Genomic DNA, 22839 nt, shown 5'->3' on the forward strand with positions numbered 1-22839 from the left:
CGTGCTTCTCGCCATCGATTCATCTCTCGGAACCTCTGCCGCCGTCGTCGATCACGACCGCGGCATCATCGCCGAGCGCAGCCATCACGACACACGCAGCCATGCGGAGGTCGTCGGTTCCCTCATTCGTGACGTGCTCACCGAGTCGGGCGTCGCGCCGGCAGAGCTCTCGGGCGTTGTCGCCGGCATGGGGCCGGGGCCCTTCACCGGCCTGCGAATCGGAATCGCCGCTGCGCGCGCCTTCGCGTTCGGTGCGGAGAAGCATGTCGTTCCGATCGTGAGTCACGACGCGATCGCCCTCGAGTGGTACGTCGGCGGTGGAGAGGGCGAACTGCTCGTCGTCACCGATGCACGTCGACGCGAGATCTACTGCACGCGCTATTCAGGAACGGATGCCGCGGGACTGCCCGTGCGCGTCGACGAGCCGGCGCTCGCGAAGTCAGACAGCATCGTCGTGGGCGCGGCGACGCGGGTCGATAGCGACAGAGTGTCGGCGGGCCACCTCGGCATGGTCGCCGAACTCACGTGGGCCGCGGGACTGCCGTTTGCCGCTGACGAACCGCTGTACCTGCGCTCTCCCGACGTGTCACCCTCGCCGGGCAAGCGGGTGACGTCGTGATCGAGATTCGCGAAGCAACTCTGAGCGATCTCGACGCGATCATGGCACTCGAGCGGCTCTCGTTTGCGCCAGATGACTGGTCGAGCGAGAGCATGACGCGCGAGATCGAGAGCGAGCACACGATGTATCTCGTGGCGTTCGCCGGGGCCCAGCTCGCCGGGGCCCAGCTCGCCGGGTACGCGGGAGTTCTCGCGCCAAGCGGAAGCACGGATGCCGACATTCAGACGATCGCCGTCGCGCCCGACCATCGGCGCGCCGGACTCGGGCGAGAGCTCATGAGCAGGCTCATCGCTCATGCGGCATCCGCGAGAGCCAAAGCCGTCTTTCTCGAAGTTCGTGCCGATAATCCTGGGGCGCAGCAGCTCTACCGTTCGCTCGGCTTCGGCGAACTCGGGGTGAGGCCACGGTACTACCGCGGCGGCATCGACGCCGTCGTGATGAAGCTCGATCATCCCGGCGAATCAGGAGCAGCATGAATCGCGACAACCCTCTTGTTCTCGGTATCGAGTCGAGTTGCGACGAAACCGGCATCGGCATCGTGCGGGGCTCGACGCTGCTGTCAAACACCATTTCGTCGTCGATGGAGCAGCACGCCCGCTACGGCGGAGTCGTGCCCGAGGTCGCCGCTCGCGCCCACCTTGAAGCGCTCGGACCCGCGCTCAAGGCAGCCGTCGCCGAGGCGCAGATCGAGATCGCCGATATCGACGCCGTTGCCGTGACGAGCGGGCCGGGTCTCGCTGGCGCGCTCATGGTCGGCGTCGGCGCGGCGAAGGCTCTCGCTCTTGCACTTGACAAACCGATCTACGCCGTCAATCACCTGGTAGGTCACGTCGGTGCTGACATTCTCGACGACGGGGGTGAGCCATTCGAGTATCCGACTGTTGCGTTGCTCGTCTCTGGGGGCCACACGTCGCTTCTGCTGGTACGCGACCTTACCTCCGACGTTGAGCTGCTGGGCGAGACGATCGACGATGCAGCGGGCGAAGCATTCGACAAGGTTGCGCGCATTCTCGGTCTGCCGTACCCGGGCGGCCCGCAGATCGACAAGGCAGCGGCTGAGGGAAGCCCGACGGCAATTCGATTTCCGCGTGGTCTCAGCCGCCCGAAAGACATGGAGAAGCACCGTTATGACTTCTCGTTCTCTGGCCTCAAAACGGCTGTGGCGCGGTGGGTTGAGCAGAAACAGGATGCCGGTGAGCCAGTCCCCACTGCAGACGTGGCAGCGTCGTTTCGCGAAGCCGTTGCCGACGTTCTTCTGACCAAAGCCATGAATGCCTGCCGCGACTACGGTGTGCCCAGGCTGCTGCTCGGGGGCGGAGTCGTGGCGAACGCCCGAATCCGAGAGCTCGCCGTGCAGCGTTCCGCCGAAGCGGGCATCGCCCTGCGTATTCCGCCGCTCTCCCTGTGCACCGATAACGGCGCTATGATCGCCGCACTGGCCGCGCAACGCATTATGGCTGGATATGCGCCGTCAACACTGGAATTCGGAGCCGACTCAACACTTCCGGTCACCGATATTCAGGTAGCGTGAGACAACACCGCTGCAACTGCGAGGAGACGCCCGATGACAGAGCCCAACGATTCTGCTGCCCCGGCTACGCCGCCACGTCCGCCGCTACCGGGCACGACGCCTGAGAAGAAGTCTGACGAGAACGCTCGGGAACCGCAACAGGACGCACAAGCTCAGCAGCAGGCGCCGCAGCAGCAGAATGCGGCACCGTGGGCGCGTCCGGCGGGCGCGCCTCCGGCTCAGCAGCAGCCTGCACCTCAGCAACAGCCTGCTCAGAACCAGCCTGCACCTCAGCAGCAGCCTGCGCAGAACCAGCCTGCGCAGAACCAGCCGCCGCAGAACCAGCCTTCACAGGCGCGTCCGGCGCCGCAACAGCCGGCACCGCAGCAGCCGGCACCGCAGAACAGGCCGCCCGCGCAGTACGCGCCGCCCACGCAAAACCGGCCCGCACAGAACCCGCCGCCCGCACAGAACCCACCGGCTCCCCAGCGTCCCGGGCACTACCAGCCGGGCCCGCAGCAGCCTGCTCCGCAACAGCCAGGTCAGTATCGCCCTGCACCGCAACAGCCCGCACCCCAGAGACCGGGCCCGCAGCAGCCGGGATACACCCCGCAGGCTCCCCAGCAGTCAGGGCAGTACCGGCCGCAGCAGCCCGCTCCGCAGCAGCCTGGGCCCCAACAGCATCCTCAACCGTTCTCTCAGCCGGCTCCTCAGCAGAACCGTTTCGGTCAGCAGCCTCTTGTCGGCCCAGGCGGAACCATGCCAGCAGCGAAGCCGGTAGGAACGCCCAAGCCCCACAAGAGCCGCACGGGACTCATTGCTCTGATCTTCGGCATCCTCGGCGTCGTGGGCGGAGTATTCTTCGGCTGGGCGCTTCCGCTGGCCATCGTCGGGATTATTCTCGGCTTCAAGGCGCGGTCGAAGCCCGACGATGATCGCGCGTTTGCGCTGTGGGCAATCATCACAGGATTCGCCGGCACGCTGTTCTCGCTCGGCTGGTTTGCGTACAGCATCATCGTCTTGGTCATGAGATGATCGGTGTGAGGGGAGAAACACACACACTATGAGCGATCCAACGCAGCAGGGCCACGAGAACCAGCAGCCCGCATACGGACAGAACCCGCAGCCGACCTACGGTCAGCAGGCTCCGGCTCCCGCCTACGGCCAGCAGCCTCTCGGCCAGCAGCCCTACGGGCAGCAGCAGTCGCCTCCTCCCGGTTATGTGCAGCCGCCGTATGGCCAGCAGCCATACTCCGCCTACCCGCCCCAACCCGGTACGAATGTGCTGGCGATCGTGGCGATCATCTCTGCGTTCTTCATTCCGATCGCCGGCATCATCTGCGGTCACATCGCGCGCAAGCAGATTCGCGAAACCGGTGAGCAGGGCGACGGACTTGCGCTGACGGGTCTCATCGTCGGTTACGTGTTTACAGCGATCATCGTCGTCATCATCGTGATCTACATCATCTTCTTCGTCGTTCTTCTGGGCGCGGTGGGAATGTCGGGCGCCGCCTACGCCTGATCCGTCAGACGTTCTGTGACGAGCGCAGCGTGTCGGCCGCCGACACGCGTGAGAATGAGCGTGGCAGAACGTGAACCTCTAGGGTTCAGTCGTTTGCGGAACGCGGCTGGGTCAATATCGACGCCGCGCTTCTTGATCTCGAGCGTGCCGATATCGTTTCCCTTCACCCAGCGGCGCAACACCTTCTCATCGAGCGGAAGCTGCTCGATGATGCGGAAGCACGTGGCGAACGGCGTCGCGCTCTCAGAGTCGCCGGTGAGATAGGCGATGCCGTCGCTGATCGGCCCGGCTCCCACCGCGCGCGCGAGGTCACCGATAAGCCGAGCGCGAATCACGGCACCGTCGGGCTCGTAAAGAAACGCCCCGAGTTCGCGAACCGGCTCGTCTGGGCTGTCTTCTGAAGCGGTCATCTCGGGTGAGCCATCGTCGCTCAGCACGAGCGCTGCCCGCGTGATTCCGTCGCGCGCCAGAGCGCCCGACCACAGCATGAGCTCAACGACGCTTCCGTCAACGCTCACCCACTGCGCTTCCATGTCGGCGGGGATCAGGTCACGGTCGAAGCCGGGGCCCAACTTGATACCTGTCGGGTAGCGACGGGCCACGTCGAACACAGTGTCGAGCGCGGGGGAGTAATCATCGGGATTGCTGAGCCGTGTGGTCTCGGTATGCCCGGAGGTGCGACGCGCCGGATCGAAGAACACGGCGCTCACGTCGCTGAGGTCTGCGTCTTCCGCGCTCCCGTGAAGGACGTGAGCCGATTCGAACGGTGCGAGGTTGTGCGTGGCAATAGCGGCAGTCACCTCGTCGGCGTCCACTGCTGTCACCGAGATCTGCATCGCAGCCATCGCCATGGCGTCGCCGCCGATGCCGCAGCCGAGATCGGCAACCTTCGTCAGATCGTTGGCGAGATAGCGCCCAGCGTGCATGGCTGCGGCACGAATGCGCGTTGCCTGCTCGAGACCCGCCTGCGTGAACAGCATCCGGTCGGCGAACTCCCCGAATTTGCCTCGACCGCGCACGCGCAATCGCGATTGCGTGAGCGCAGCGGCGACGACGTCGGGATCGTGACCGGCTTTACGCAAGCGCGTAACCGTTGCGACGATATCTCCGGCCGAGCCCTGCTCGGCGAGTTCGTCGAGCAATGCCATGCCATCTGGCGTGAGCAGAGAGACCAGATCGGCGCGTTCCATCTGGCCAACATATCAACCAGACGCGATCTCGCCCTCAGCGAAACTGAGACGGAAGTTGGCACTCACGTTGCACGAGTGCCAACGCATCCGTAAACTTGCCATTAGCACTCGGATAGTGAGGGTGCTAACTAACGTCTTCTTATGAGAAAGAGGTCAACCGTGTCGGTCTCCATCAAGCCGCTCGAGGATCGCATCGTCATTCAGCAGGTCGAGGCAGAGCAGACCACCGCGTCTGGTCTGGTTATTCCTGACACCGCCAAGGAAAAGCCGCAGGAGGGCGAAGTCGTGGCTGTCGGCCCCGGTCGCATCGACGACAACGGCAATCGCGTTCCCGTCGACGTCACCGTCGGCGACCGCGTTCTGTACTCCAAGTACGGCGGCACTGAGGTGAAGTTCGGCGCTGACGAATACCTCGTGCTTTCGGCCCGCGACGTGCTCGCGGTCGTCGTTCGCTAAGCGACGCACAAGACAAAGAAGCCCGGGTGATCATCACCCGGGCTTCTTTGTCTGCACCGCAACGTACACTCGATGCATGGCTGCGTCACAGGTATTCGTCTTCGATATCGACGGGGTTATCCGTTCGTTCCGACCGGCACGCATGGCCGCTCGGCTCGATGCCGAACTCGGTGTGACCGTCGGCATCATCGAAGAGACGGCCTTTGCCGATCCGTTCGGTCGCGACCTCGTTGAGGGGCGCATGACACGCGCGGAATGGGTCGCCGAGCTCTCGGAACGCATTGCCCAGAACACTCGGGATGCTGACGCAGCCCGCTCCATCGTCAGCGAATGGGCGGCAGACATTGGGCAGCTGATTCCCGAGACCCTCGAACTCATCGATGAGCTGCGGCAACAGCATCCGGTATTCGCCTTTACAAACGGCACAGACTGCACCCTCCGTGAACTCACAGAGCACGGCATCGTCGACCGCTTTCACCGCGTACTCAATTCCTTTGAGTTGGGCATTGCAAAGCCCGAGCTCGACTCCTACTCACGGGCGCACGCACAGATCGAGCAGACGCTGGGGCGGGACGTGCCGGCGGCATCCGTTCATTTCACAGACGATCGAGCCGATAACATTCAGGCGGCGGCGCAGTTCGGGTGGCAGGCCGTTCAATTCACGGATGCCGCGACGCTGCGTGCCTCGCTCGCCTCAGCTGTCACCTCGTGACAGGCATGCCACGGGCCGGGTCTCGTTCCGGTTTTCTGTTCGCGGCTTCTGCGTACCTTCTCTGGGGCGCTCTCCCGCTGTACTTTGTCATTCTCGAACCGGCTGGACCGTTCGAGATCGTGGCCATGCGCATTCTGTTCTCGTTGGTTTTCTGCGGCATCCTGCTGAGTGTCTTGCGTGATTGGAAGGGTTTCTTTGCGCTGTTTCGCTCCAGGCGCACGATTCTGTTCATGGCGCTCGCTGCCGTGTTCATCTTCATCAACTGGCAGACCTACGTCATCGCAGCACTGACGGAACACGTCATCGAGGCGTCGCTCGGATACTTCATCAACCCCATCGTCACTGTTCTCTTCGGTGTCGTCTTTCTGCGCGAACGTCTGCGACGGCTTCAATGGGTTGCGGTCGGTGTGAGTTTGATTGCCGTCGTGGTGCTGTGGGTCGGATACGGCACCTTTCCGTTCATCGCGCTGATTCTGGCGTTCTCGTTCGGACTTTATGGGTTCATGAAGAACCGTGTGGGTAACAACGTTGGAGCGATCACGGGACTGACGCTCGAGACGCTTCTGCTCGCGCCCGTAGCGGCACTTGTGCTCGTGGGAGTCGCTGCCACGACAGGGCTTGTTTTCGGCACGGCGGGGGCAGGCAATACGACACTGCTCGTCGCTTCTGGCGTCGTCACCGCCGTTCCGCTTCTACTTTTCGCCTCAGCGGCCCGTCGCCTTCCGCTCGTGTATATGGGCCTCTTTCAATACGTCACGCCCCTCATGCAGTTTTTGGTCGGTGTCTTCATCTTGAGTGAGCCCATGCCAACCGAGCGTTGGATCGGGTTCTTCCTCGTGTGGGCGGCGCTCGTGTTGCTGACGATCGATATGGTCGGGCACGCGCGCACGGTCAGGCGCCGCAGTCTCAACCTCACCTGAGCGTCCCCGCGGCATAAAGTGCTCCCCGCGATGGTTACCATGGATTACCGGTGTCGACCAGCTCCGTTCCGCCGGGTCATCTCTCACACTCGATTCGCCTCGCGAAGGGACGTTATGGACACCTCGGATCCGTTCGGCTACATCGGTCTCACCTACGATGACGTGCTGCTGCTGCCGGCGCACACGAACGTCATTCCGAGTGAGGCAGACACGTCGTCTCGACTCACCAAGAGAATCTCTGTCGCCACTCCTCTGCTCTCCAGTGCAATGGACACCGTGACGGAGGCGCGCATGGCGATCGCGATGGCGCGTGAGGGCGGCATCGGCATCCTGCACCGCAATCTTTCGATCGTCGACCAGGCCGAAATGGTTGACCTCGTCAAGCGCAGTGAGTCGGGAATGATCACCAACCCGGTGACGACGACGGCCGACGCGAGTGTTGCCGACGTCGACGAGCTGTGTGGTCAGTTCCGAGTTTCGGGGCTGCCGGTCATCGACGAATCGGGAGTTCTCAAGGGCATCATCACGAATCGCGACATGCGTTTCGTCGACGACGACAAGAAGGCATCTACCCCGGTCTCCGCTGTCATGACAAGCGAGAAGCTGATTACTGCCCCGGTCGGCACGAGCCCGGAACAGGCGATCGAGCTGCTTGCCCAGCACCGCATAGAGAAGCTTCCGCTCGTTGACGACGCGGGGCTGCTCAAGGGTCTCATCACGGTGAAAGACTTTGACAAGAGCGAGAAGTACCCGCTCTCAACAAAGGACGACAGCGGTCGACTGCGTGTTGGCGCGGCGATCGGATTCTTCGGCGACGCGTGGGAGCGAGCGTGCGCGCTGCGCGATGCGGGCGTTGACGTGCTCGTCGTCGACACGGCGAATGGTGACTCGGAGGGCGTGCTCGAGATCATTCGGCGCATCAAGACCGACGCGAGTTTCGCGAATGTTGATGTGATCGGTGGCAATGTCGCGACGGGTGACGGCGCGCGTGCGATCGCGGAGGCAGGTGCGGATGCCGTCAAGGTCGGCGTCGGGCCCGGCTCCATCTGCACCACACGCGTTGTCGCGGGAGTGGGTGTGCCGCAGGTCTCTGCCGTTTACGAGGCGTGGAAGGCCGTTCGCGACCTCGACGTTCCGATCATCGCCGACGGCGGGCTGCAGTACTCCGGCGATATCGCAAAGGCCATCGTTGCTGGAGCCGAGACAGTCATGCTCGGTTCGCTGCTCGCCGGCTGCGACGAGTCGCCGGGAGAACTCGTGTTTGTGAACGGGAAGCAGTTCAAGACGTACCGGGGAATGGGTTCGCTCGGCGCACTGCAGACGCGCGGAAAGAAGACCTCGTACTCGAAGGACCGCTACTTTCAGGCAGACGTTCCGAACGACGACAAGCTGATCCCCGAGGGCATCGAGGGACAGGTTCCATATCGCGGGCCGCTCTCTGCTGTCTCCTACCAGCTGATCGGCGGCCTGCGGCAGTCGATGTTCTATGTCGGTGCCCGCACGATCCCCGAGCTCAAGAAGCGTGGCAAGTTCGTGCGCATTACGTCGGCGGGTCTCAAGGAATCGCACCCGCACGACGTGCAGATCGTGGTGGAGGCGCCCAACTACCGGCGCTAAGTTCCCATCTCACAGGTCGACCGCGAGCACTACTCGACGGGAAGCTTGGTGTCTGCCTGACGATATGTGAACTCACCGGGAACTCGCCCCGAGACAGCGGCGTGATGGCCAACGATCAGCTGAGAGACGAGACCCTCAAGAATGGAGCGGACGAACCCGTTCACGCCATCAGGCAGTCGGATGACCTCGAGGTTTTCGTGCGTGGGTCGTGGCAGGTCCGAGGTTGAGGCTGCCGTGATCAGGCACGTCTGAACTCCCGCGTCGAGAACCGAATCGACGAGTGTGAGTTCCCGCCCGTCTCCAAAGATGATCAGACCGCTTCCTGCCCTCAACGGCTCCATTGGACCGTGCAGGTATTGGTAAGTGTCGAACGCCGCCGTGGGAATGGCGAGCGCCTCCCGAAACATGAGTGCGCCCTCTGACGCTGCTGCAAGCGACATACCTTGCCCGACGAAGTCCACAGTGCGGGTATCGCGAAGCTTCTCGGCCATTCGGTGTGCGGGAGCATCAAACTCCTCGAGTCCCGCGGCGACGCGATTGGGCACTTCGGGCAGGCCCTCCGCTGACCTGTCGCAGGCCCGGCCACACAGCAACGCGTACGCAAGGAGCGTCGCGGAATAGCCGATCGTGTAGACCCCCGCGTCATCGAAATTGCCAAGTGACAGCACAACGTCCACGACCTCGGCCAGGGGACTGTCAGCGACGTTGGTGATTCCGATGCGGCGACCGCGAGTAAAATGGCGCGCCGCCTCGATCGGTTCGGGGCTGCGGCCCGATTCCGAGACGATGACGTAATGATCGGCGGGCTGTGAGCCGTGGGCGTAGAAGCTCGCATCGGAAGCGGTGAGGGGGAACGCTCGAATTCCGGCGGCGACGAGTGCGAATACCAGTGCATGGGCCGAATGAGAGGATGCTCCCATCGCGACCACCGCCACCGTGTCACCGGGTGCCCATGGCTCTATCGGTGCACTGTCGAGTGCCCGAAGTACGCTGCGATGAGCTCGCTCCAGGTTGATGGGCTGGTCTCGCACCGCGCGGTCGTAGTTGATTCTTTCCATACCTGTCTCCCTCGGATACTTCGATTGTTGGGCAGTAGAGCGTCCACGATGCCGCTATCCCTTGACCGATCCGACGCCCATGCCGCTGACGACATAGCGCTGGAAAGCAATTGCGATCACGATCGGTGGAAGTGCAGCAAGGATGCCGCCGGCGGCGACGAGCCCGAAGTCTGTGGTGTATCGCCCCGCAAACTCTGAGATTGCGACGGGCAGTGTCTTCGCAGCATCCGACGATGTAAAAATGAGGGCGTACATGAATTCATCCCACGCGAGCAGGAAAGAGAACATCATCGCCGCGAAGATTCCTGGTTTCGCGCTGGGGAGAATGATGCGGAAAAGCGCCCCAATGCGCGACGTTCCATCGATGCGCGCTGCTTCTTCCAACTCGTCAGGAATCGTCACGAAGTAGTTGCTCAGAATCCAGAGGGTGAACGGGATCACCAAAGACGAGTCAACAAGAATGAGCCCGAGTGTCGTGTCAAGCAGTCCGAGCGAGTTCACAATGAAGTACAGCGGAATCAGCAGCGCAATCTGCGGGAGCATATATGTGGAGAGGAAGATCATCAGGGTGACCTTCCGAAAGGGGAACCTCAGGCGTGCAAAGGCGTACGCGCCGAGTATGCCGACAACCATTGCGATCAGAACAACGGCAACGGCGACGACTGTGGAATTCACCATGGCCGCGCGGAATGTTGATCCGACGCTGCCTTCGCTTCCGTTAAAGATTTCGCCGTAGCGACTGAAATCAATGTGTGAAGGAATCCACCTCATTGGCCGGCCGACCAGATCGCGTTGCGGCGCGAAACTCGCTTCAACCATCCACGCGAACGGCAGCAGAATCACAATTGCGACAATGATGGCGCACACATGCAGAAGGACGGAATTTCGACGTTTGCGATTCATACCAGACTCGTCTCCGCTTGGCGCAGCATCTTCAAGTAGATCGCCGTCAAGATCAGGATGACGATGACAATGATGTACGAGAGGGCAGAGCCCATGCCGAAGTTTTGGTCGGAGAAGGCCCGTACATAGGTGTAATACGCAATCGTCTGAGTGCCGTCGGCCGGTCCGCCACGGGTCATTGCATAGATGATGTCGAAGGCTTTGAACGCTTCCACGGTGCGAAGCACCAGAACGATCGAGATGGAGGGTAGCAGCATCGGCAACGTGATTGATCGGAAGATTCGAGGCCACGATGCCCTGTCGAGTTTGGCGCTTTCATAGAGCTCAGGCGAGATCACGGTGAGCCCCGCGAGAAGAAAGAACGCGACGAGCGGTGTCGTCTTCCACGCATCGGCGACGATGACCATGTTCAACGCGAGAAACGGGTGGCCCAGCCAGGCAATGTACTCGTCCGTGATGCCCAGGCCGGTCAAAGCGGCATTGAGAGAGCCGTACTGTGCGTTGAATATTCCTTTCCACATTGCAGCGTTGACGATCGTGGGAACCGCCCATGGCAGAACCACGATCGCGCGGAAGAGCCATCGCATACGCAGCCGCGCGTTGAGGAGCAGCGCCAGCATCATGCCGAGCGTCAGCTCGATCGCGGTGGAGACCACTGTGAAATAGAGCGTGCGCCCGATTGCCGCCCAAAAACCGGAGCTTGAGAGGGCCTGCAGATAGTTGTCGATGCCGATGAAAGGCGTTTCTACCGCGAGCGCAGAATTGACCTCGAAGAACGAGATGATCAGCGTACGGATGATGGGGTAGACGATGACCCCGAACACCGCGATCGCGGCCGGAAGGAGCAGCCAGAATGCGAGTCGCCTCTGGCTCTCCTTACCGGCTCGCCTCCGCGGGGCCGCCACCGTGGAAATCCTCGTCATTGTGCAGCTCAGCCGTTCAGCACGTCATTGGCAGCCGCGACCGCGTCATCCATCGCCTGTTGCGGTGACTTTTTGCCCAGCAGCGCGTTCTGCAGCTCGACCTGAATGATCTGCGAGACCTGGCTGTAGTTGGGTACCTGAGGTCTCAGGATGCCGTCGGCGTAACCGACCTGCGCCGCAGAAAAGACGTCGGGGTTCGTCTTCGTGATCTCAGGGTCGTCATACGATGATTTCCAGCTGGGCAAGGTGCTTGTGACGAACTTCTCTTGCTCCGACTGGCTGCTGATGAAGGTGATGAAGTTCCACGCGGCATCCTTGTTCTTCGATTTCGAGGCTATGCCGAGCGCCATGGCCCCGTTGACACCGGGACGTTCGCCGTCCGGGCCGCTCGGAGTCGCGGATACCCCGACCTGCCCGACTACGTCAGAAATCGACTCATCGTTGAGATCGCGGAAGGTTGACTCCCAATTGAGAGAGAAGGCAGCTTGCCCTGATGCCATGGTCTTGTTCACATCATCTTCGAGGAATGTCGTTGAATTGGGGTTAGTCAGTCCGTCGTCGATGGAGTTCTTCATCCAGGTCAGGGCTTGCACTCCGGGTTCCTCATTGATGATGAGTTCACCGTCATCGTTGGTGAATTCACCGCCGAAAGCACCGAGAAGCTGAGCGTAGTCGCAGATCAGAGCCTCCGCCTGAGCCCAACTCCATGCGAGGGGGTAGTCGACGATGCCCTGGTCCTTCATCGCCTGTGCAACCTCGAGCACACCGTCCCACGTCTCGATGTCGGCCTCAGAATAACCCGCACGCTCAACCATGTCTTTGTTGTAGTAGAACAGTTTGGTTGACGGGTACCAGGGGACGCCGTAGAACTTGTCTTTGTACTCGGCAGTGATCAGCGCGCCGCCCAGCATCTCGTCATTCCACTTGTCCGAGAAACGATCGGTGACGTCGGTGACAATGCCCTTCTCCGCGAATTCCGCCGGCCAAATGACATCCATGAGCACGACGTCGTAGGTGCCGGATGGCGCAGCCGTCACGATCTTGTCGTGCAGCGCCTCGTATGCGACGAACGTGGGGTTGACGGTGATGTCTGGATACTTTTCATTGAAGTCGTCGATCATCTCCTTCACGTTGTCTTCGGTGTAACCTGCCTGCTTCATGAAGAGTGCATTGATCGTCCCGGAGTCTGCATCGCCGGCCCCTCCAGACGATGACGGCGCTCCCGTGACGCTGCAGGCGCTGAGGGCGAGCGCTGAGGCGGTCGCAATCGCGATCGCTGCGGTCATCCTTCTCAGATTGTGCTGTGCTTTTCTCATGACTTCCTCTACTTCCTTGTCGAGGTTCTTAGGTGAGTGGGTTGGGCTGCTTTGAGGCGCACGACTGCTCCTCTGACTCTGCCGCGTCGGCGAGGGCGAGTGCACCGAAAACGGGCGCTGCGCTGAGGAGTTCGATCGCTGCGTCAGGCCAGATATCGGCGATTTGGTCGCGTAGGGCCGAGTAGAGCCGTGGCTGATTCGTGATGACTCCGCCGGCGCAGACGATCGCGTTGCCGATGGCTCCGTGCTGATGGACGTTAATGACGTTCGCCGCCAGCCCGGCTGCAGCTTCCTCGATGACAGCGATTGCTGTCTCGGAACCGTCGGCTGCAGCCTCGAAGACCACGGGAGCCGCCGCTGCCCAGCTGTCGATCTTCGGAACGACGGAGAGAGCGTATATCAAGCCCGTGATGTCGCTGACTCCGAAATGTGCGATGAGTCGTCGCCCCAAGATGTCGACTTTCCTGCCTTCGTCCCGACGAGTCAGCAGTTTCTTCACCGCTTCGCGAACAACACCCGGGGCGCTGCCCGGATCGCCGAAGAGCCAGCCGTGCCCTCCGGCGACAATCATCGTGTCAGTGGGGGAGGCGCCGACGACGATCGAGCCTGTTCCCACGATGACGGCCACCCCTGCGCTCTGGCCCGCGGCGGGGACAAGAAGCTGCGCGTCGTTGACAACCGTGACGTTCTGCCCGTACACGGATCGGAGTTGATCCGCGAAGCGTTCGCACTGCTCTGGGGTATCGCAGCCGTGAGCGCCGACGACCACGTGCCCGCTGTCACTGCCACCGGTCAGCATATGAATTTCGGCGACCAGTCGATTGGCGTTCGCCGAATCGCCGAACAGCCCACCGCGCCGCCAGCTGTCGCTTGGGATCACGCGCTCACGGAGGTTGCCCTGAGCATCGCGCAACGCGATGTGAGTCTTTGTCCCACCGATATCAATGCCAACGACCACAAACGCCTCCTTGCGTTTCACTTCTTATTGATCACATCAAAAAGAAGTCGTGTTGAATATAGGCCTGGGCACAGACGCCTGTCAATGGAAAGCGGGGAAGTCAGCCCGCGACGTACGTGAAACCACGCACATCGAGAGCCGCGAGCTCGGCAATGCCGACCAAGACGCCGTCTTCGACGAACGTCGCCGGTTTCATATGTGGCACGCGGATGATGCGGCCAGCGAGGCGGTCCTCAATTGCAGGGATCACCATCTCTACGTGGGAGGCGAGTCCGCTGCCCAGAACGATGACCTCCGGATCGAGAATGATCGACATTGCACCGACTGCCATAGCGACCATATCGAGAATCTCGGAGGCCATACCGGCGGGGACGACCTCGCCTTGCGCAGCTCGGGCAAATATCTCATCGGCCATGAGCAGGTGCCCGTCGGGAATTTCAAGGCCGCGGGAGCGTGCTTTCCGAGTCAACGCGACCGATCCGACACGATCTTCCAGGTCTCCGAGAAGAGAGTACGACTTCTCCAGAGACGAGGGCTCCATGAGAAGGTAGCCGATCTCGCCAGCTTCCCATCGAAACCCATGATGGATCCGTCCATTGCTGATGATGCCCGCGCCGAGCCCGTTCTCCAAGTGCACGGCGATGAGGCTGCTCATTCCGCGACCAACGCCATGGTGCATCTCTCCGAGAGCGAGTGCGTTCGCATCGTTCTCGATCACGATAGGCAGCTCCGTGCGTGCGGCGATGAGCTCTTTCAGCGGGAACTCCGGCCAGCCCAACTCGGGAAGATGAGCGACGCGTCCGTCTGGCTGTGTCACCACTCCGGGCACCGAGACCCCGACGCTGACGCACGGCGTGCCCAACGCGCGTGCGGTTTCCAAGAGGGTGTCCAGAAGGTTGAGCGTGCGTGAAAGCCGCACATCGGTGTCAACAGTGGTGTGCGAATCGGCTGGGGGCAGATCATCGAATTGCGCATCGACGCGGTGCACAAAATGCGAGTCAAAATCGATCAGAGCTCCGCGTGCACGATCGGCTCGAACTTGAACGCACGCGACGAGCTGGGTGGCACCCGTGTAGCTCAGTAAAACGGAGGGGCGCCCGCCTGTCGAGGGGATCTGGCCCTGACGCGCAACCAATCCCTCGTCGATGAGGCTCGAAGTAAGCCGGTTGACCGTTGCCGGGCTGAGACCGGTTATTGCGCCGATCTGCTGGCGCGAGAGCGGTCCCTGTTCGCGAAGCGCCTGAACGATAGCGGTTCGGTTGACTCTCGAGACGGTGTTGCTCGTCGCCGTCGACGACCGGTTCGTTGCTTCTCGCATTCGCCCCTCCCGAGTCTCGGTTCTGAAGTATGCGCCGATTCAGCTCGGGCACTCAGCATGTTATCTCTCCATCCCCGGCGCAAGCGGCGCGATAGGGTGGAAGCCGTGAGTCAAGAAACCGAAATCGGCCGCGCCAAGCGGGCACGCACCACTTTCTCGTTCGACGACGTCGCGATCGTGCCCTCTCGGCGAACCCGCGACCCCGAAGACGTCTCGACGACGTGGACAATCGACGCCTATACGTTCGATACGCCCTTCATCGCCGCACCAATGGACTCGGTCGTATCGCCGCGCACCGCGATCATGATGGGCCAACTCGGCGGCCTCGGGGTACTCGACCTTGAAGGTCTCTGGACACGCTACGAGAACCCGGAGCCGATCCTCGAGGAGATCCGCAGCCTGCCTGCCGATGCGGTCGTTGCACGCATGCAAGAGCTCTACGCGGAGCCGATCAAGGCCGAGCTGATCACGGCGCGGCTCGAGGAAATCCGCGAGGCTGGCGTCACTGTTGCCGGATCGCTCTCGCCGCAGCGCACGCAGGAGTTCTACCAGACGGTTGTCGACGCAGGCGTCGACCTCTTCGTCATTCGCGGAACGACGGTTTCGGCTGAGCACGTGTCTCAGAACCAGGAGCCACTCAACCTCAAGAAGTTCATCTACGAACTCGACGTCCCCGTGATCGTCGGGGGAGCCGCAACCTACACAGCGGCACTGCACCTGATGCGCACGGGCGCGGCCGGCGTGCTCGTCGGCTTCGGCGGCGGTGCCGCATCGACAACGCGCAACACCCTCGGCATCCACGCGCCCATGGCGACGGCCGTCGCCGACGTGGCCGGTGCGCGCCGTGACTACCTTGACGAATCGGGCGGACGATACGTTCACGTGATCGCTGACGGCGGCCTGGGCACCTCGGGCGACATCGTCAAGGCGATCGCCTGCGGCGCTGACGCTGTGATGCTCGGCACGACGTTTGCTCGCGCGAGCGACGCGCCAGGCGGCGGCTTCCACTGGGGTGCCGAGGCGCACCACGCGAAGCTTCCCCGCGGCAACCGCGTGAAGGTGGGCACAACGGGGACTCTCGAGGAGATCATCTACGGCCCGGCGACAACGCCCGACGGCACCGCGAACCTTCTCGGAGCGCTCAAACGCTCGATGGCGACGACCGGATACAGCGACCTCAAAGAGTTTCAGAGGGTCGAAGTAGTTGTCGCGCCGTACCGACTGCGTTAGCGTCGAACCAAGGGCGTGAGCATTCGACAGGTTCACGCTGATGGAGGTTCTGAATGAGCGCCAAGAAGACCGTCGCGCGGTCGAAGAAGCTGGGACCACAGGAGCGAATCGAAGCGATCGAGGAGATGAGCTCGAAGGAGCTCGACGTTCTCGTGATCGGCGGCGGAATCGTGGGCACGGGAAGTGCCATGGATGCCGTCACTCGCGGTCTCTCCACCGGGCTGCTCGAGGCACGAGACTGGTCGAGCGGAACATCGAGCCGGTCATCGAAGCTCGTTCACGGCGGCATCCGGTATTTGGAGCAGCTTGACTTCGGTCTCGTGCGTGAGGCGCTCATTGAACGCGGCCTTCTGCTTCAGCGGATCGCGCCGCACCTCGTGAAGCCCGTGCGCTTTCTCTACCCGCTCACCAAGCCGGTGTGGGAGCGCATCTACATCGGTGCCGGCATGATGCTGTACGACATCTTCAGCTACACCGGACTTCGACCCCCGGGTGTTCCGCACCACAGGCACCTCACGAAGCGACAGATGCAGAAGTCGATTCCGTCGCTGCGCAGTAATGCGTTCGTCGGCGGGCTCACGTATTACGACGCGCAGGTCGACGATGCCCGCTACGTCGCAACGCTCGCTCGCACTGCCTCTGCATACGGCGCGCACGTGGCCAGCCGCGTGCGCGTTGAGGGGTTTCTCAAAGTGGGGCAGCGCGTCGTTGGTGTGAAAGCGCACGACCTCGAGACCGACACGTATTTTGACGTGAAGGCGAAGCAAGTGGTCAATGCCACGGGCGTCTGGACCGATGAGACACAGTCGATGGTGGGGGAGCGCGGCCAGTTCAAGGTGCGTGCTTCGAAGGGCATCCACCTCGTTGTTCCACGCGATCGCTTCCAGTCGACAATGGGCATGATCCTGCGCACCGAGAAGAGCGTGCTCTTCGTGATCCCGTGGGGCAGGCACTGGCTCATCGGCACGACCGACACCGACTGGTATCTCGACAAGGCGCACCCTGCAGCGACGGCAGCAGACATCGACTATCTGCTCGAGCACGTCAACAGCGTGCTCGCCGTGCCTCTCACGCGTGACGACGTCGAGGGAGTGTATGCCGGGCTGCGGCCGCTGCTCGCCGGCGAGAGCGACGAGACATCGAAGCTGTCGCGCGAGCACATCGTCGCTCACTCCGTTCCAGGACTCGTCGTCGTGGCGGGTGGAAAATGGACGACCTACCGCATCATGGCGAAAGACGCGATCGATGCGGCCGTCGACGCGCTCGATGGAAAGATTCCCGAGTCGGCGACCGACAACATCTCACTTCTGGGTGCGGAGGGCTACCAGGCTGCGTGGAACAAGCGTGGCAAGATCGCCCGCAAGTTCGACGTGCACAAGGTGCGCGTTGAGCACCTTCTGAACCGATACGGCGTGCTCACCGACGACATTCTCGACCTTGTGCGCGACAATCCAGAGCTGCAGGAGCCACTTCCCGGTGCCGACGACTACATCAGGGCCGAGGTCGTATATGCGGCAACGAGCGAGGGCGCACTGCACATTGAAGACGTGCTCGCCAGGCGCACGCGCATCTCGATCGAGGCCTGGGATCGCGGTGTCTCGGCTGCTCCCGTGGTCGCCGATCTCATGGGCGATGTACTTGGTTGGGATGCCGCGAAAAAGGAGTCTGAGGTGACGTACTACCTGCAGCGCGTCGCCGCCGAGAGGGCTTCGCAAGAGCAACCCGATGACGAATCTGCCGAGCGTGTGCGGTTGGAGGCGCCGGATATCTCGCAGGCCTGAGCAGCCTACGGTGCGCTGTGCACCACATGTCGTGCCCCTGTGCATCACAGCAGGCACAGGGCACGCACAGCGGGTGCACGGATAAACTGGGTTGTTTGCGGAACAACCCCGCGAGACGGAGGACACGTGGCTGGCAATGCGACAACACGATTCAGCAATGCGGCATTGCTTTCGGTCGCGAGCACACTACCCTCGCGCGTGACGACGTCTGCAGACATCGAACTGCGTCTCGCCTCCTCGCTCGAGCGCCTTCGCCTTCCGGGAAGCCTTCTCGAACGCGTGGCAGGGGTGACGGAGCGTCGCAACTGGGCGGCCGGCGAGAACTCCGATGACGCAACGGTTGCCGCGGGCCGGAGAGCCCTTGACGAAGCGGGCGTGTCAGCATCCGATATCGGCCTCATCGTGAACACCTCCGTCACGCGAAAGCACCTGGAGCCGTCTGTCGCTGTGCGCTTGCACCACGGCCTCGGTCTACCGAGCTCTGCGATCAACTTTGATCTGGCGAACGCCTGCCTCGGGTTCGTCAACGGTACAAGCCTGGCTGCCGGAATGATCGACGCCGGCCAGATACGGTATGCACTCATCGTGAATGGCGAGGATGCCGATGAGATTCAAGACAACACGGTGACTCGACTGCTGCGCAACGACGTTGGACGAGACGGCTTCATGAGTGAGTTTGCCTCGTTGACGCTCGGCTCGGGCGCGGCTGCCGCGGTCATCGGCCCCGTCGACGGGCACCCGGACGGGCACCGTATTCTCGGCGGGGTGACGCGCGCGGCAACCCAGTTTCATGAGCTGTGCGTCGGCAGCACAGACGGAATGTTCACCGATGCGAAGGCACTGCTGAAGGGCGGCCTCGATCTTGTGATCTCGGCGTGGAAAGAAGCAGCGAAGGAGTGGAACTGGGGCGCGATGGATCGCTACATCACCCACCAGGTCTCCGAGGTGCACACGAGCGCCATTGTGAAGGCAGCCAAGCTTGATCGTCGCCGTGTTCCCATCACGTTCCCCTGGCTGGGAAATGTGGGCCCCGCATCGATTCCGATCACCCTGGCCGAAGAGAAGGAACGCCTGACGAAGGGCGATCGCGTGCTGCTCATGGGTGTCGGCTCCGGCCTCAACACCGCGATGATGGAATTGGCGTGGTGAGTTCTCGAAACTCGCTCACCGTGCTGGCGGCATCAAAGCCCCCGGCCGGCCTCCCCGAACTCGACCCCGCATACAGCCGCCTTGTCACGGTGCCTGGCAACGGCATCGATGCCGGCAGCTCACGCACCTGGCACTTCCTCGACAACGCCGACGAGCTCGCTGCTCGCGGCGTGGCGCGAGCGGGCACCATCCTCGCTGTGCACGGCAACCCCACCTGGTCATACCTCTGGCGCCGGCTCGTGTCACAGACAAACGAGGACCGACCGTGGCGTGTGATCGCCGTCGACCAGCTTGAGATGGGATTCTCCGAGCGAACGGGGCTGCACCGCACGCTGGGTCAGCGCATCGATGATCTCTCGGCATTCACGGCAGAGCTGAATCTCACCGGCCCGATCGTCACGCTCGGCCACGACTGGGGTGGCGTCATCTCCCTGGGCTGGGCGTGCCGACACAGCGACGAGCTTGCCGGAGTTGCACTGCTGAACACCGCGGTGCACCAACCAGACGACGTGCCTGTGCCGGCACCGCTGCGCCTCGCCGGTGCTCGAGGCGTCTTGGCGACGGCAACGTCGAAAACGAGCGCCTTTCTCGACGTGACGCTGTCGCTCGCGCATCCGCCGCTGTCGCCACAGGTCGAAGCAGCCTACAGGGTTCCCTACCAGCAGGCCGTTCGCCGGCAGGGCATTGAGGGGTTCGTCGCGGACATCCCCGCTTCTGCACACCACGAAAGCCGTGCGGTGCTCGACGACGTCGCCGACGGTGTGACGCGGCTCGACGTTCCCGCGCTGCTTCTCTGGGGCCCTCGCGACCCGATCTTCAGCGACCGTTACCTCGGCGACCTCATCGAGCGCCTGCCTCACGCGCGCGTGCACCGTTTTGAGGGTGCCGGACATGTGCTCGCCGAAGACGCTCCCTATGCCGACGCGGTTCTCGATTGGCTCGCCGAGCACGTCGACGGCACTGCAACAGAGCTCGAAACAGTGGATGCCGCCAGCGGCTTCGCTCCGCTGTGGAGCCGGCTCGATGAGCACAGAGACGATCGCAGCCTCGCCGTCACCGATATGACGACGGGGGGCGAGCCGCTTCGTGTGAGCTGGACGCAACTCTCGACGCGTGTGCGTCAACTGGCATCCGGACTTCATCACATCGGCGTGCGCTCAGGTGACCGAGTCTCGCTGCTTGTTCAGCCCGGCCCGACGCTCACCGCTGCAATCTACGCATGCCTGCGCATCGGCGCCGTCGTTGTTGTGGCTGACGCCGGGCTCGGCGTGCGCGGCCTCAGTCGCGCGATTCGCGGGGCGCGCCCCGACGTCATCATCGGCGATGCTCGCGCACTGAGTGCTGCGAGAGTTCTCGGCTGGCCCGGCGTGCGCATCTCGACGGCGACGCTGCCGCGCCTCTCTGCCTTTGCACTTGGCGTGACGCATACGCTGCGCGAACTGCTCGCCCTCGGTGCCGACGAACGGCTTCCCGACGAGCCGACAGCCGGCGATATCGCAGCCGTACTGTTCACCTCGGGGTCGACGGGGCCGGCAAAGGGCGTCGTCTACACGCACGCGCAGTTGGCGGCCATGCGCGATGTCGTCGCCGCGCACTTCGATGTGACGCCCGAAACCGGCCTCGTCACGGGTTTCGCTCCGTTCGCACTGCTGGGCCCGGCCCTTGGCACGCGCTCGGTCACGCCCGACATGGACATCAGCTCTCCGCGCACCCTCACTGCGGTGGCCGTGGCTGCCGCCGTGCGCGCGTCGAATGCTCGCATCGTGTTTCTCTCACCGGCATCCATTCTCAATGTTGTCGCAACGGCAGATGACCTGACCGCAGACGACCGAGCAGCATTGGCGACGGTGCGCACGTTTCTCTCGACGGGCGCGCCCATCAGTGAACAGCTGCTCGCCTCGGCGGCCGACCTGATGCCGAATGCAACACCGCACACGCCGTACGGCATGACTGAGTGCCTGCTCGTCACCGACATCACGCTCGACGGAATTCGCGCGGTTCAGGATGCCGGTGACCGCGGCGTCTGCGTCGGCACTCCCCTCGCGGGCAACCGCGTGCTCGTCAGCAGCCTCGATGCTGACGGAAATGCGACGGGAGCGGCATCCGATGATCCCGGCGTGCTTGGTGAGATTGTGATCTCTGCGCCACACCTCAAGCAGCAGTACGACAGGCTCTGGCTGACGGATCGGGCTGCCGGGCGCGACGTTCCTGCAGGCGGCCGCTGGTATCGAACGGGCGACATCGGCCACCTCGATGCCGAGGGGCGGCTGTGGGTTGAGGGCCGACTGCAGCACACCATCGTCACCGGTGACGGGCCGGTTGCGCCCGTGGGCCCCGAACAGGATCTTGAGCGGAACGCTGAGGTGCGCCGAGCCGCTGTCGTCGGTATCGGACCCGAGGCGCTGCGACAGGCTGTCGCCGTCATCGAGACACGCAAAGGCACTCGAGCGCCTCGTTTCGTCAGTCTCGACCTCGCTCGGCGCCTGCGAGCGAGCACAACGCTGCCGCTCGTCGCCGTGCTTGAGGTGCCGCGGCTGCCCACCGACATTCGGCACAATTCGAAGATCGACCGTTCGCGCCTGTCGGTGTGGGCCGAGCGGATGCTGTCGGGCGAGCGGCTGGCAGCACCATGATCGTCGTCGTCACCGGAGCGAGCGGCCTGCTCGGGCGCACCGTTGCGACACAGCTGCGCGATGCTGGGCACGAGGTGCGCACGCTGCAACGCAGCCCGTCTGGCATCGAAGGGGTGCGCGACATGCAAGGCGCGATCACCGACGGCGACGTCGTCGGTGCAGCACTCGCTGGAGCTGACGGCGTGGTGCATCTCGCGGCCAAGGTTTCGCTCGCGGGCGATCGCGGCGACTTTCATCGTGTGAACGTCGACGGCACGCGAGTGCTTCTCGATGCAGCCCAGCGCAGCGGCGTGCGACGCTTCGTGCAGGTATCGTCTCCGTCCGTCGCGCACACGGGCTCGTCGCTTGCCGGCGTCGGCGCCGATCCGGCAGACCCGAAGCAGGTACGCGGCGAATATGCGCGCACGAAGGCGCAGGGCGAACTGCTCGCTCTCGCGCGAAACAGCGCAGAGCTGCGGGTCGTTGCCGTGCGTCCGCACCTCGTGTGGGGGCCCGGAGACACGCAGCTTGTCGGCCGCATCGTCGCACGTGCTCGGCGAGGGACGCTTCCTCTGCTCAACAACGGAACCGCGCTCATCGACAGCACATACGTCGACAACGCTGCGAGCGGCATCGTCGCAGGGTTCGACAGGGCTGAGCAGGTCGCCGGACACAGCTACGTGATCACGAACGGCGAGCCACGCCCCGTTGCAGAACTGATGGCCGGCATCTGCGCTGCAGCGGGAGTGCCCACCCCCCGATTCAGCATTCCGGCGGGCATCGCGACGGTGGCCGGCAGTCTCGTCGAGCGCCTCTGGAGCATCCGCCCCGGCCGAGACGAACCACCGATGACCCGATTCCTCGCCGAACAGCTCTCGACGTCTCACTGGTTCGACCAACGCGACACGCGGCGCGACCTCGCGTGGACTCCTGAGGTGTCCATCGACGAGGGCCTGAGACGCCTCGCTGCGCACTACGGTCGGCACAGCGTGCCCACAGCGACGAACGGCTAACATCGAAGATGCTCCCGCAGAGGAGCATCTGA

The 22839-nt window shown here is 63.1% G+C and carries 21 protein-coding genes; 14 read left to right on the plus strand and 7 right to left on the minus strand.

Going from position 1 to position 22839, the window contains the following annotated elements; translation table 11 throughout:
• The first annotated feature begins 1 nt into the window (after position 1).
• Genes tsaB through HCR76_RS03720 form a run of 5 tightly spaced genes read left to right on the plus strand, consistent with a single transcriptional unit; the run spans position 2 to position 3651 of the window.
• On the plus strand, positions 2-619 hold the full coding sequence (gene tsaB, locus HCR76_RS03700) for a tRNA (adenosine(37)-N6)-threonylcarbamoyltransferase complex dimerization subunit type 1 TsaB (protein WP_166988341.1): 618 nt from the start codon (positions 2-4) through the stop codon (positions 617-619).
• Complete coding sequence (gene rimI / locus HCR76_RS03705) at positions 616-1095, plus strand: ribosomal protein S18-alanine N-acetyltransferase (protein ID WP_342357137.1); 480 nt, start codon at positions 616-618, stop codon at positions 1093-1095. Before tsaB ends, rimI begins: the two co-directional genes overlap by 4 nt.
• A complete protein-coding gene (gene tsaD, locus HCR76_RS03710) occupies positions 1092-2150 on the plus strand; it encodes a tRNA (adenosine(37)-N6)-threonylcarbamoyltransferase complex transferase subunit TsaD (RefSeq protein WP_166988343.1) in 1059 nt (352 codons plus the stop codon). The genes rimI and tsaD overlap by 4 nt, the downstream gene beginning before the upstream one ends.
• Positions 2151-2183: 33 nt before the next feature.
• Positions 2184-3164 carry a DUF4190 domain-containing protein gene (locus HCR76_RS03715; protein WP_166988345.1) on the plus strand — a complete coding sequence of 327 codons (981 nt, stop codon included), beginning with the start codon at positions 2184-2186 and terminating at the stop codon, positions 3162-3164.
• Between the two features lie 28 nt (positions 3165-3192).
• On the plus strand, positions 3193-3651 hold the full coding sequence (locus tag HCR76_RS03720) for a DUF4190 domain-containing protein (protein WP_166988346.1): 459 nt from the start codon (positions 3193-3195) through the stop codon (positions 3649-3651).
• Here the strand turns inward: HCR76_RS03720 and HCR76_RS03725 are convergent.
• Complete coding sequence (locus tag HCR76_RS03725) at positions 3642-4841, minus strand: class I SAM-dependent methyltransferase (protein WP_166988348.1); 1200 nt, start codon at positions 4839-4841, stop codon at positions 3642-3644. The two genes, HCR76_RS03720 and HCR76_RS03725, sit on opposite strands and share 10 nt — an antisense overlap.
• 141 nt (positions 4842-4982) lie before the next feature.
• On the opposite strand from HCR76_RS03725, the gene groES reads away from it, so the two are divergent.
• From groES to guaB, 4 genes are all read left to right on the plus strand, one after another.
• The gene (gene groES, locus HCR76_RS03730) at positions 4983-5297 is read left to right on the plus strand and encodes a co-chaperone GroES (protein ID WP_268920956.1); all 315 of its coding nucleotides are present in this window, start codon (positions 4983-4985) and stop codon (positions 5295-5297) included.
• Positions 5298-5373: 76 nt separating this feature from the next.
• Entirely contained in the window at positions 5374-6009 is a 636-nt protein-coding gene (locus HCR76_RS03735) for an HAD family hydrolase (RefSeq protein WP_166988351.1), read from the plus strand.
• Positions 6010-6014: 5 nt separating this feature from the next.
• The gene (gene rarD / locus HCR76_RS03740) at positions 6015-6929 is read left to right on the plus strand and encodes an EamA family transporter RarD (protein WP_166990207.1); all 915 of its coding nucleotides are present in this window, start codon (positions 6015-6017) and stop codon (positions 6927-6929) included.
• 114 nt (positions 6930-7043) lie between these two features.
• Positions 7044-8546 (plus strand): IMP dehydrogenase, encoded by a 1503-nt coding sequence (guaB, locus tag HCR76_RS03745; protein WP_166988353.1) that lies wholly within the window; start codon positions 7044-7046, stop codon positions 8544-8546.
• A gap of 29 nt (positions 8547-8575) precedes the next feature.
• Here the strand turns inward: guaB and HCR76_RS03750 are convergent, their stop codons facing one another.
• The 6 genes from HCR76_RS03750 to HCR76_RS03775 form a co-directional block, all read right to left on the minus strand.
• Positions 8576-9604, minus strand: coding sequence for an SIS domain-containing protein (locus tag HCR76_RS03750; RefSeq protein ID WP_166988355.1), 1029 nt, complete (start codon positions 9602-9604; stop codon positions 8576-8578).
• Between the two features lie 54 nt (positions 9605-9658).
• Positions 9659-10507: a carbohydrate ABC transporter permease gene (locus HCR76_RS03755; RefSeq protein WP_166988356.1), complete on the minus strand. Its 849-nt coding sequence runs from the start codon at positions 10505-10507 to the stop codon at positions 9659-9661.
• A complete protein-coding gene (locus tag HCR76_RS03760; RefSeq protein WP_166988358.1) occupies positions 10504-11430 on the minus strand; it encodes a carbohydrate ABC transporter permease in 927 nt (308 codons plus the stop codon). The genes HCR76_RS03755 and HCR76_RS03760 overlap by 4 nt, the downstream gene beginning before the upstream one ends.
• An 8-nt stretch (positions 11431-11438) precedes the next feature.
• Positions 11439-12746: an extracellular solute-binding protein gene (locus HCR76_RS03765; protein ID WP_166988360.1), complete on the minus strand. Its 1308-nt coding sequence runs from the start codon at positions 12744-12746 to the stop codon at positions 11439-11441.
• 28 nt (positions 12747-12774) lie between these two features.
• On the minus strand, positions 12775-13704 hold the full coding sequence (locus tag HCR76_RS03770; RefSeq protein ID WP_166988362.1) for a BadF/BadG/BcrA/BcrD ATPase family protein: 930 nt from the start codon (positions 13702-13704) through the stop codon (positions 12775-12777).
• A 100-nt stretch (positions 13705-13804) separates the two neighbouring features.
• Positions 13805-15022, minus strand: a complete 1218-nt coding sequence (locus HCR76_RS03775) for an ROK family transcriptional regulator (RefSeq protein WP_166988364.1) — start codon at positions 15020-15022, stop codon at positions 13805-13807.
• Positions 15023-15127: 105 nt separating this feature from the next.
• On the opposite strand from HCR76_RS03775, the gene HCR76_RS03780 reads away from it, so the two are divergent.
• The 5 genes from HCR76_RS03780 to HCR76_RS03800 all read left to right on the plus strand — a co-directional run bounded on the left by HCR76_RS03780 (position 15128) and on the right by HCR76_RS03800 (position 22807).
• Complete coding sequence (locus HCR76_RS03780) at positions 15128-16252, plus strand: GuaB3 family IMP dehydrogenase-related protein (protein ID WP_235933929.1); 1125 nt, start codon at positions 15128-15130, stop codon at positions 16250-16252.
• A 53-nt stretch (positions 16253-16305) separates the two neighbouring features.
• Complete coding sequence (locus HCR76_RS03785) at positions 16306-18033, plus strand: glycerol-3-phosphate dehydrogenase/oxidase (RefSeq protein WP_166988368.1); 1728 nt, start codon at positions 16306-16308, stop codon at positions 18031-18033.
• Between the two features lie 126 nt (positions 18034-18159).
• The gene (locus tag HCR76_RS03790; RefSeq protein ID WP_166988370.1) at positions 18160-19182 is read left to right on the plus strand and encodes a 3-oxoacyl-ACP synthase III; all 1023 of its coding nucleotides are present in this window, start codon (positions 18160-18162) and stop codon (positions 19180-19182) included.
• On the plus strand, positions 19176-21815 hold the full coding sequence (locus HCR76_RS03795; RefSeq protein WP_244971475.1) for an alpha/beta fold hydrolase: 2640 nt from the start codon (positions 19176-19178) through the stop codon (positions 21813-21815). The genes HCR76_RS03790 and HCR76_RS03795 overlap by 7 nt, the downstream gene beginning before the upstream one ends.
• Positions 21812-22807 (plus strand): NAD-dependent epimerase/dehydratase family protein, encoded by a 996-nt coding sequence (locus tag HCR76_RS03800; RefSeq protein ID WP_166990211.1) that lies wholly within the window; start codon positions 21812-21814, stop codon positions 22805-22807. Before HCR76_RS03795 ends, HCR76_RS03800 begins: the two co-directional genes overlap by 4 nt.
• Positions 22808-22839 lie beyond the last annotated feature (32 nt).

Origin of the sequence: Paramicrobacterium chengjingii, assembly GCF_011751765.2 — a bacterium.
Classification (GTDB): domain Bacteria; phylum Actinomycetota; class Actinomycetes; order Actinomycetales; family Microbacteriaceae; genus Paramicrobacterium; species Paramicrobacterium chengjingii.

What these genes read in the sequence shown, in the direction of transcription:
- tsaD (WP_166988343.1), top strand. Translation starts at nt 1,092, where the DNA reads ATGAATCGCGACAACCCTCTTGTTCTCGGTATCGAGTCGAGTTGCGAC.
- HCR76_RS03715 (WP_166988345.1), top strand. Translation starts at nt 2,184, where the DNA reads ATGACAGAGCCCAACGATTCTGCTGCCCCGGCTACGCCGCCACGTCCG.
- HCR76_RS03720 (WP_166988346.1), top strand. Translation starts at nt 3,193, where the DNA reads ATGAGCGATCCAACGCAGCAGGGCCACGAGAACCAGCAGCCCGCATAC.
- HCR76_RS03725 (WP_166988348.1), bottom strand. Translation starts at nt 4,841, where the DNA reads ATGGAACGCGCCGATCTGGTCTCTCTGCTCACGCCAGATGGCATGGCA.
- groES (WP_268920956.1), top strand. Translation starts at nt 4,983, where the DNA reads ATGAGAAAGAGGTCAACCGTGTCGGTCTCCATCAAGCCGCTCGAGGAT.
- HCR76_RS03735 (WP_166988351.1), top strand. Translation starts at nt 5,374, where the DNA reads ATGGCTGCGTCACAGGTATTCGTCTTCGATATCGACGGGGTTATCCGT.
- rarD (WP_166990207.1), top strand. Translation starts at nt 6,015, where the DNA reads ATGCCACGGGCCGGGTCTCGTTCCGGTTTTCTGTTCGCGGCTTCTGCG.
- guaB (WP_166988353.1), top strand. Translation starts at nt 7,044, where the DNA reads ATGGACACCTCGGATCCGTTCGGCTACATCGGTCTCACCTACGATGAC.
- HCR76_RS03750 (WP_166988355.1), bottom strand. Translation starts at nt 9,604, where the DNA reads ATGGAAAGAATCAACTACGACCGCGCGGTGCGAGACCAGCCCATCAAC.
- HCR76_RS03755 (WP_166988356.1), bottom strand. Translation starts at nt 10,507, where the DNA reads ATGAATCGCAAACGTCGAAATTCCGTCCTTCTGCATGTGTGCGCCATC.
- HCR76_RS03760 (WP_166988358.1), bottom strand. Translation starts at nt 11,430, where the DNA reads ATGACGAGGATTTCCACGGTGGCGGCCCCGCGGAGGCGAGCCGGTAAG.
- HCR76_RS03765 (WP_166988360.1), bottom strand. Translation starts at nt 12,746, where the DNA reads ATGAGAAAAGCACAGCACAATCTGAGAAGGATGACCGCAGCGATCGCG.
- HCR76_RS03775 (WP_166988364.1), bottom strand. Translation starts at nt 15,022, where the DNA reads ATGCGAGAAGCAACGAACCGGTCGTCGACGGCGACGAGCAACACCGTC.
- HCR76_RS03785 (WP_166988368.1), top strand. Translation starts at nt 16,306, where the DNA reads ATGAGCGCCAAGAAGACCGTCGCGCGGTCGAAGAAGCTGGGACCACAG.
- HCR76_RS03800 (WP_166990211.1), top strand. Translation starts at nt 21,812, where the DNA reads ATGATCGTCGTCGTCACCGGAGCGAGCGGCCTGCTCGGGCGCACCGTT.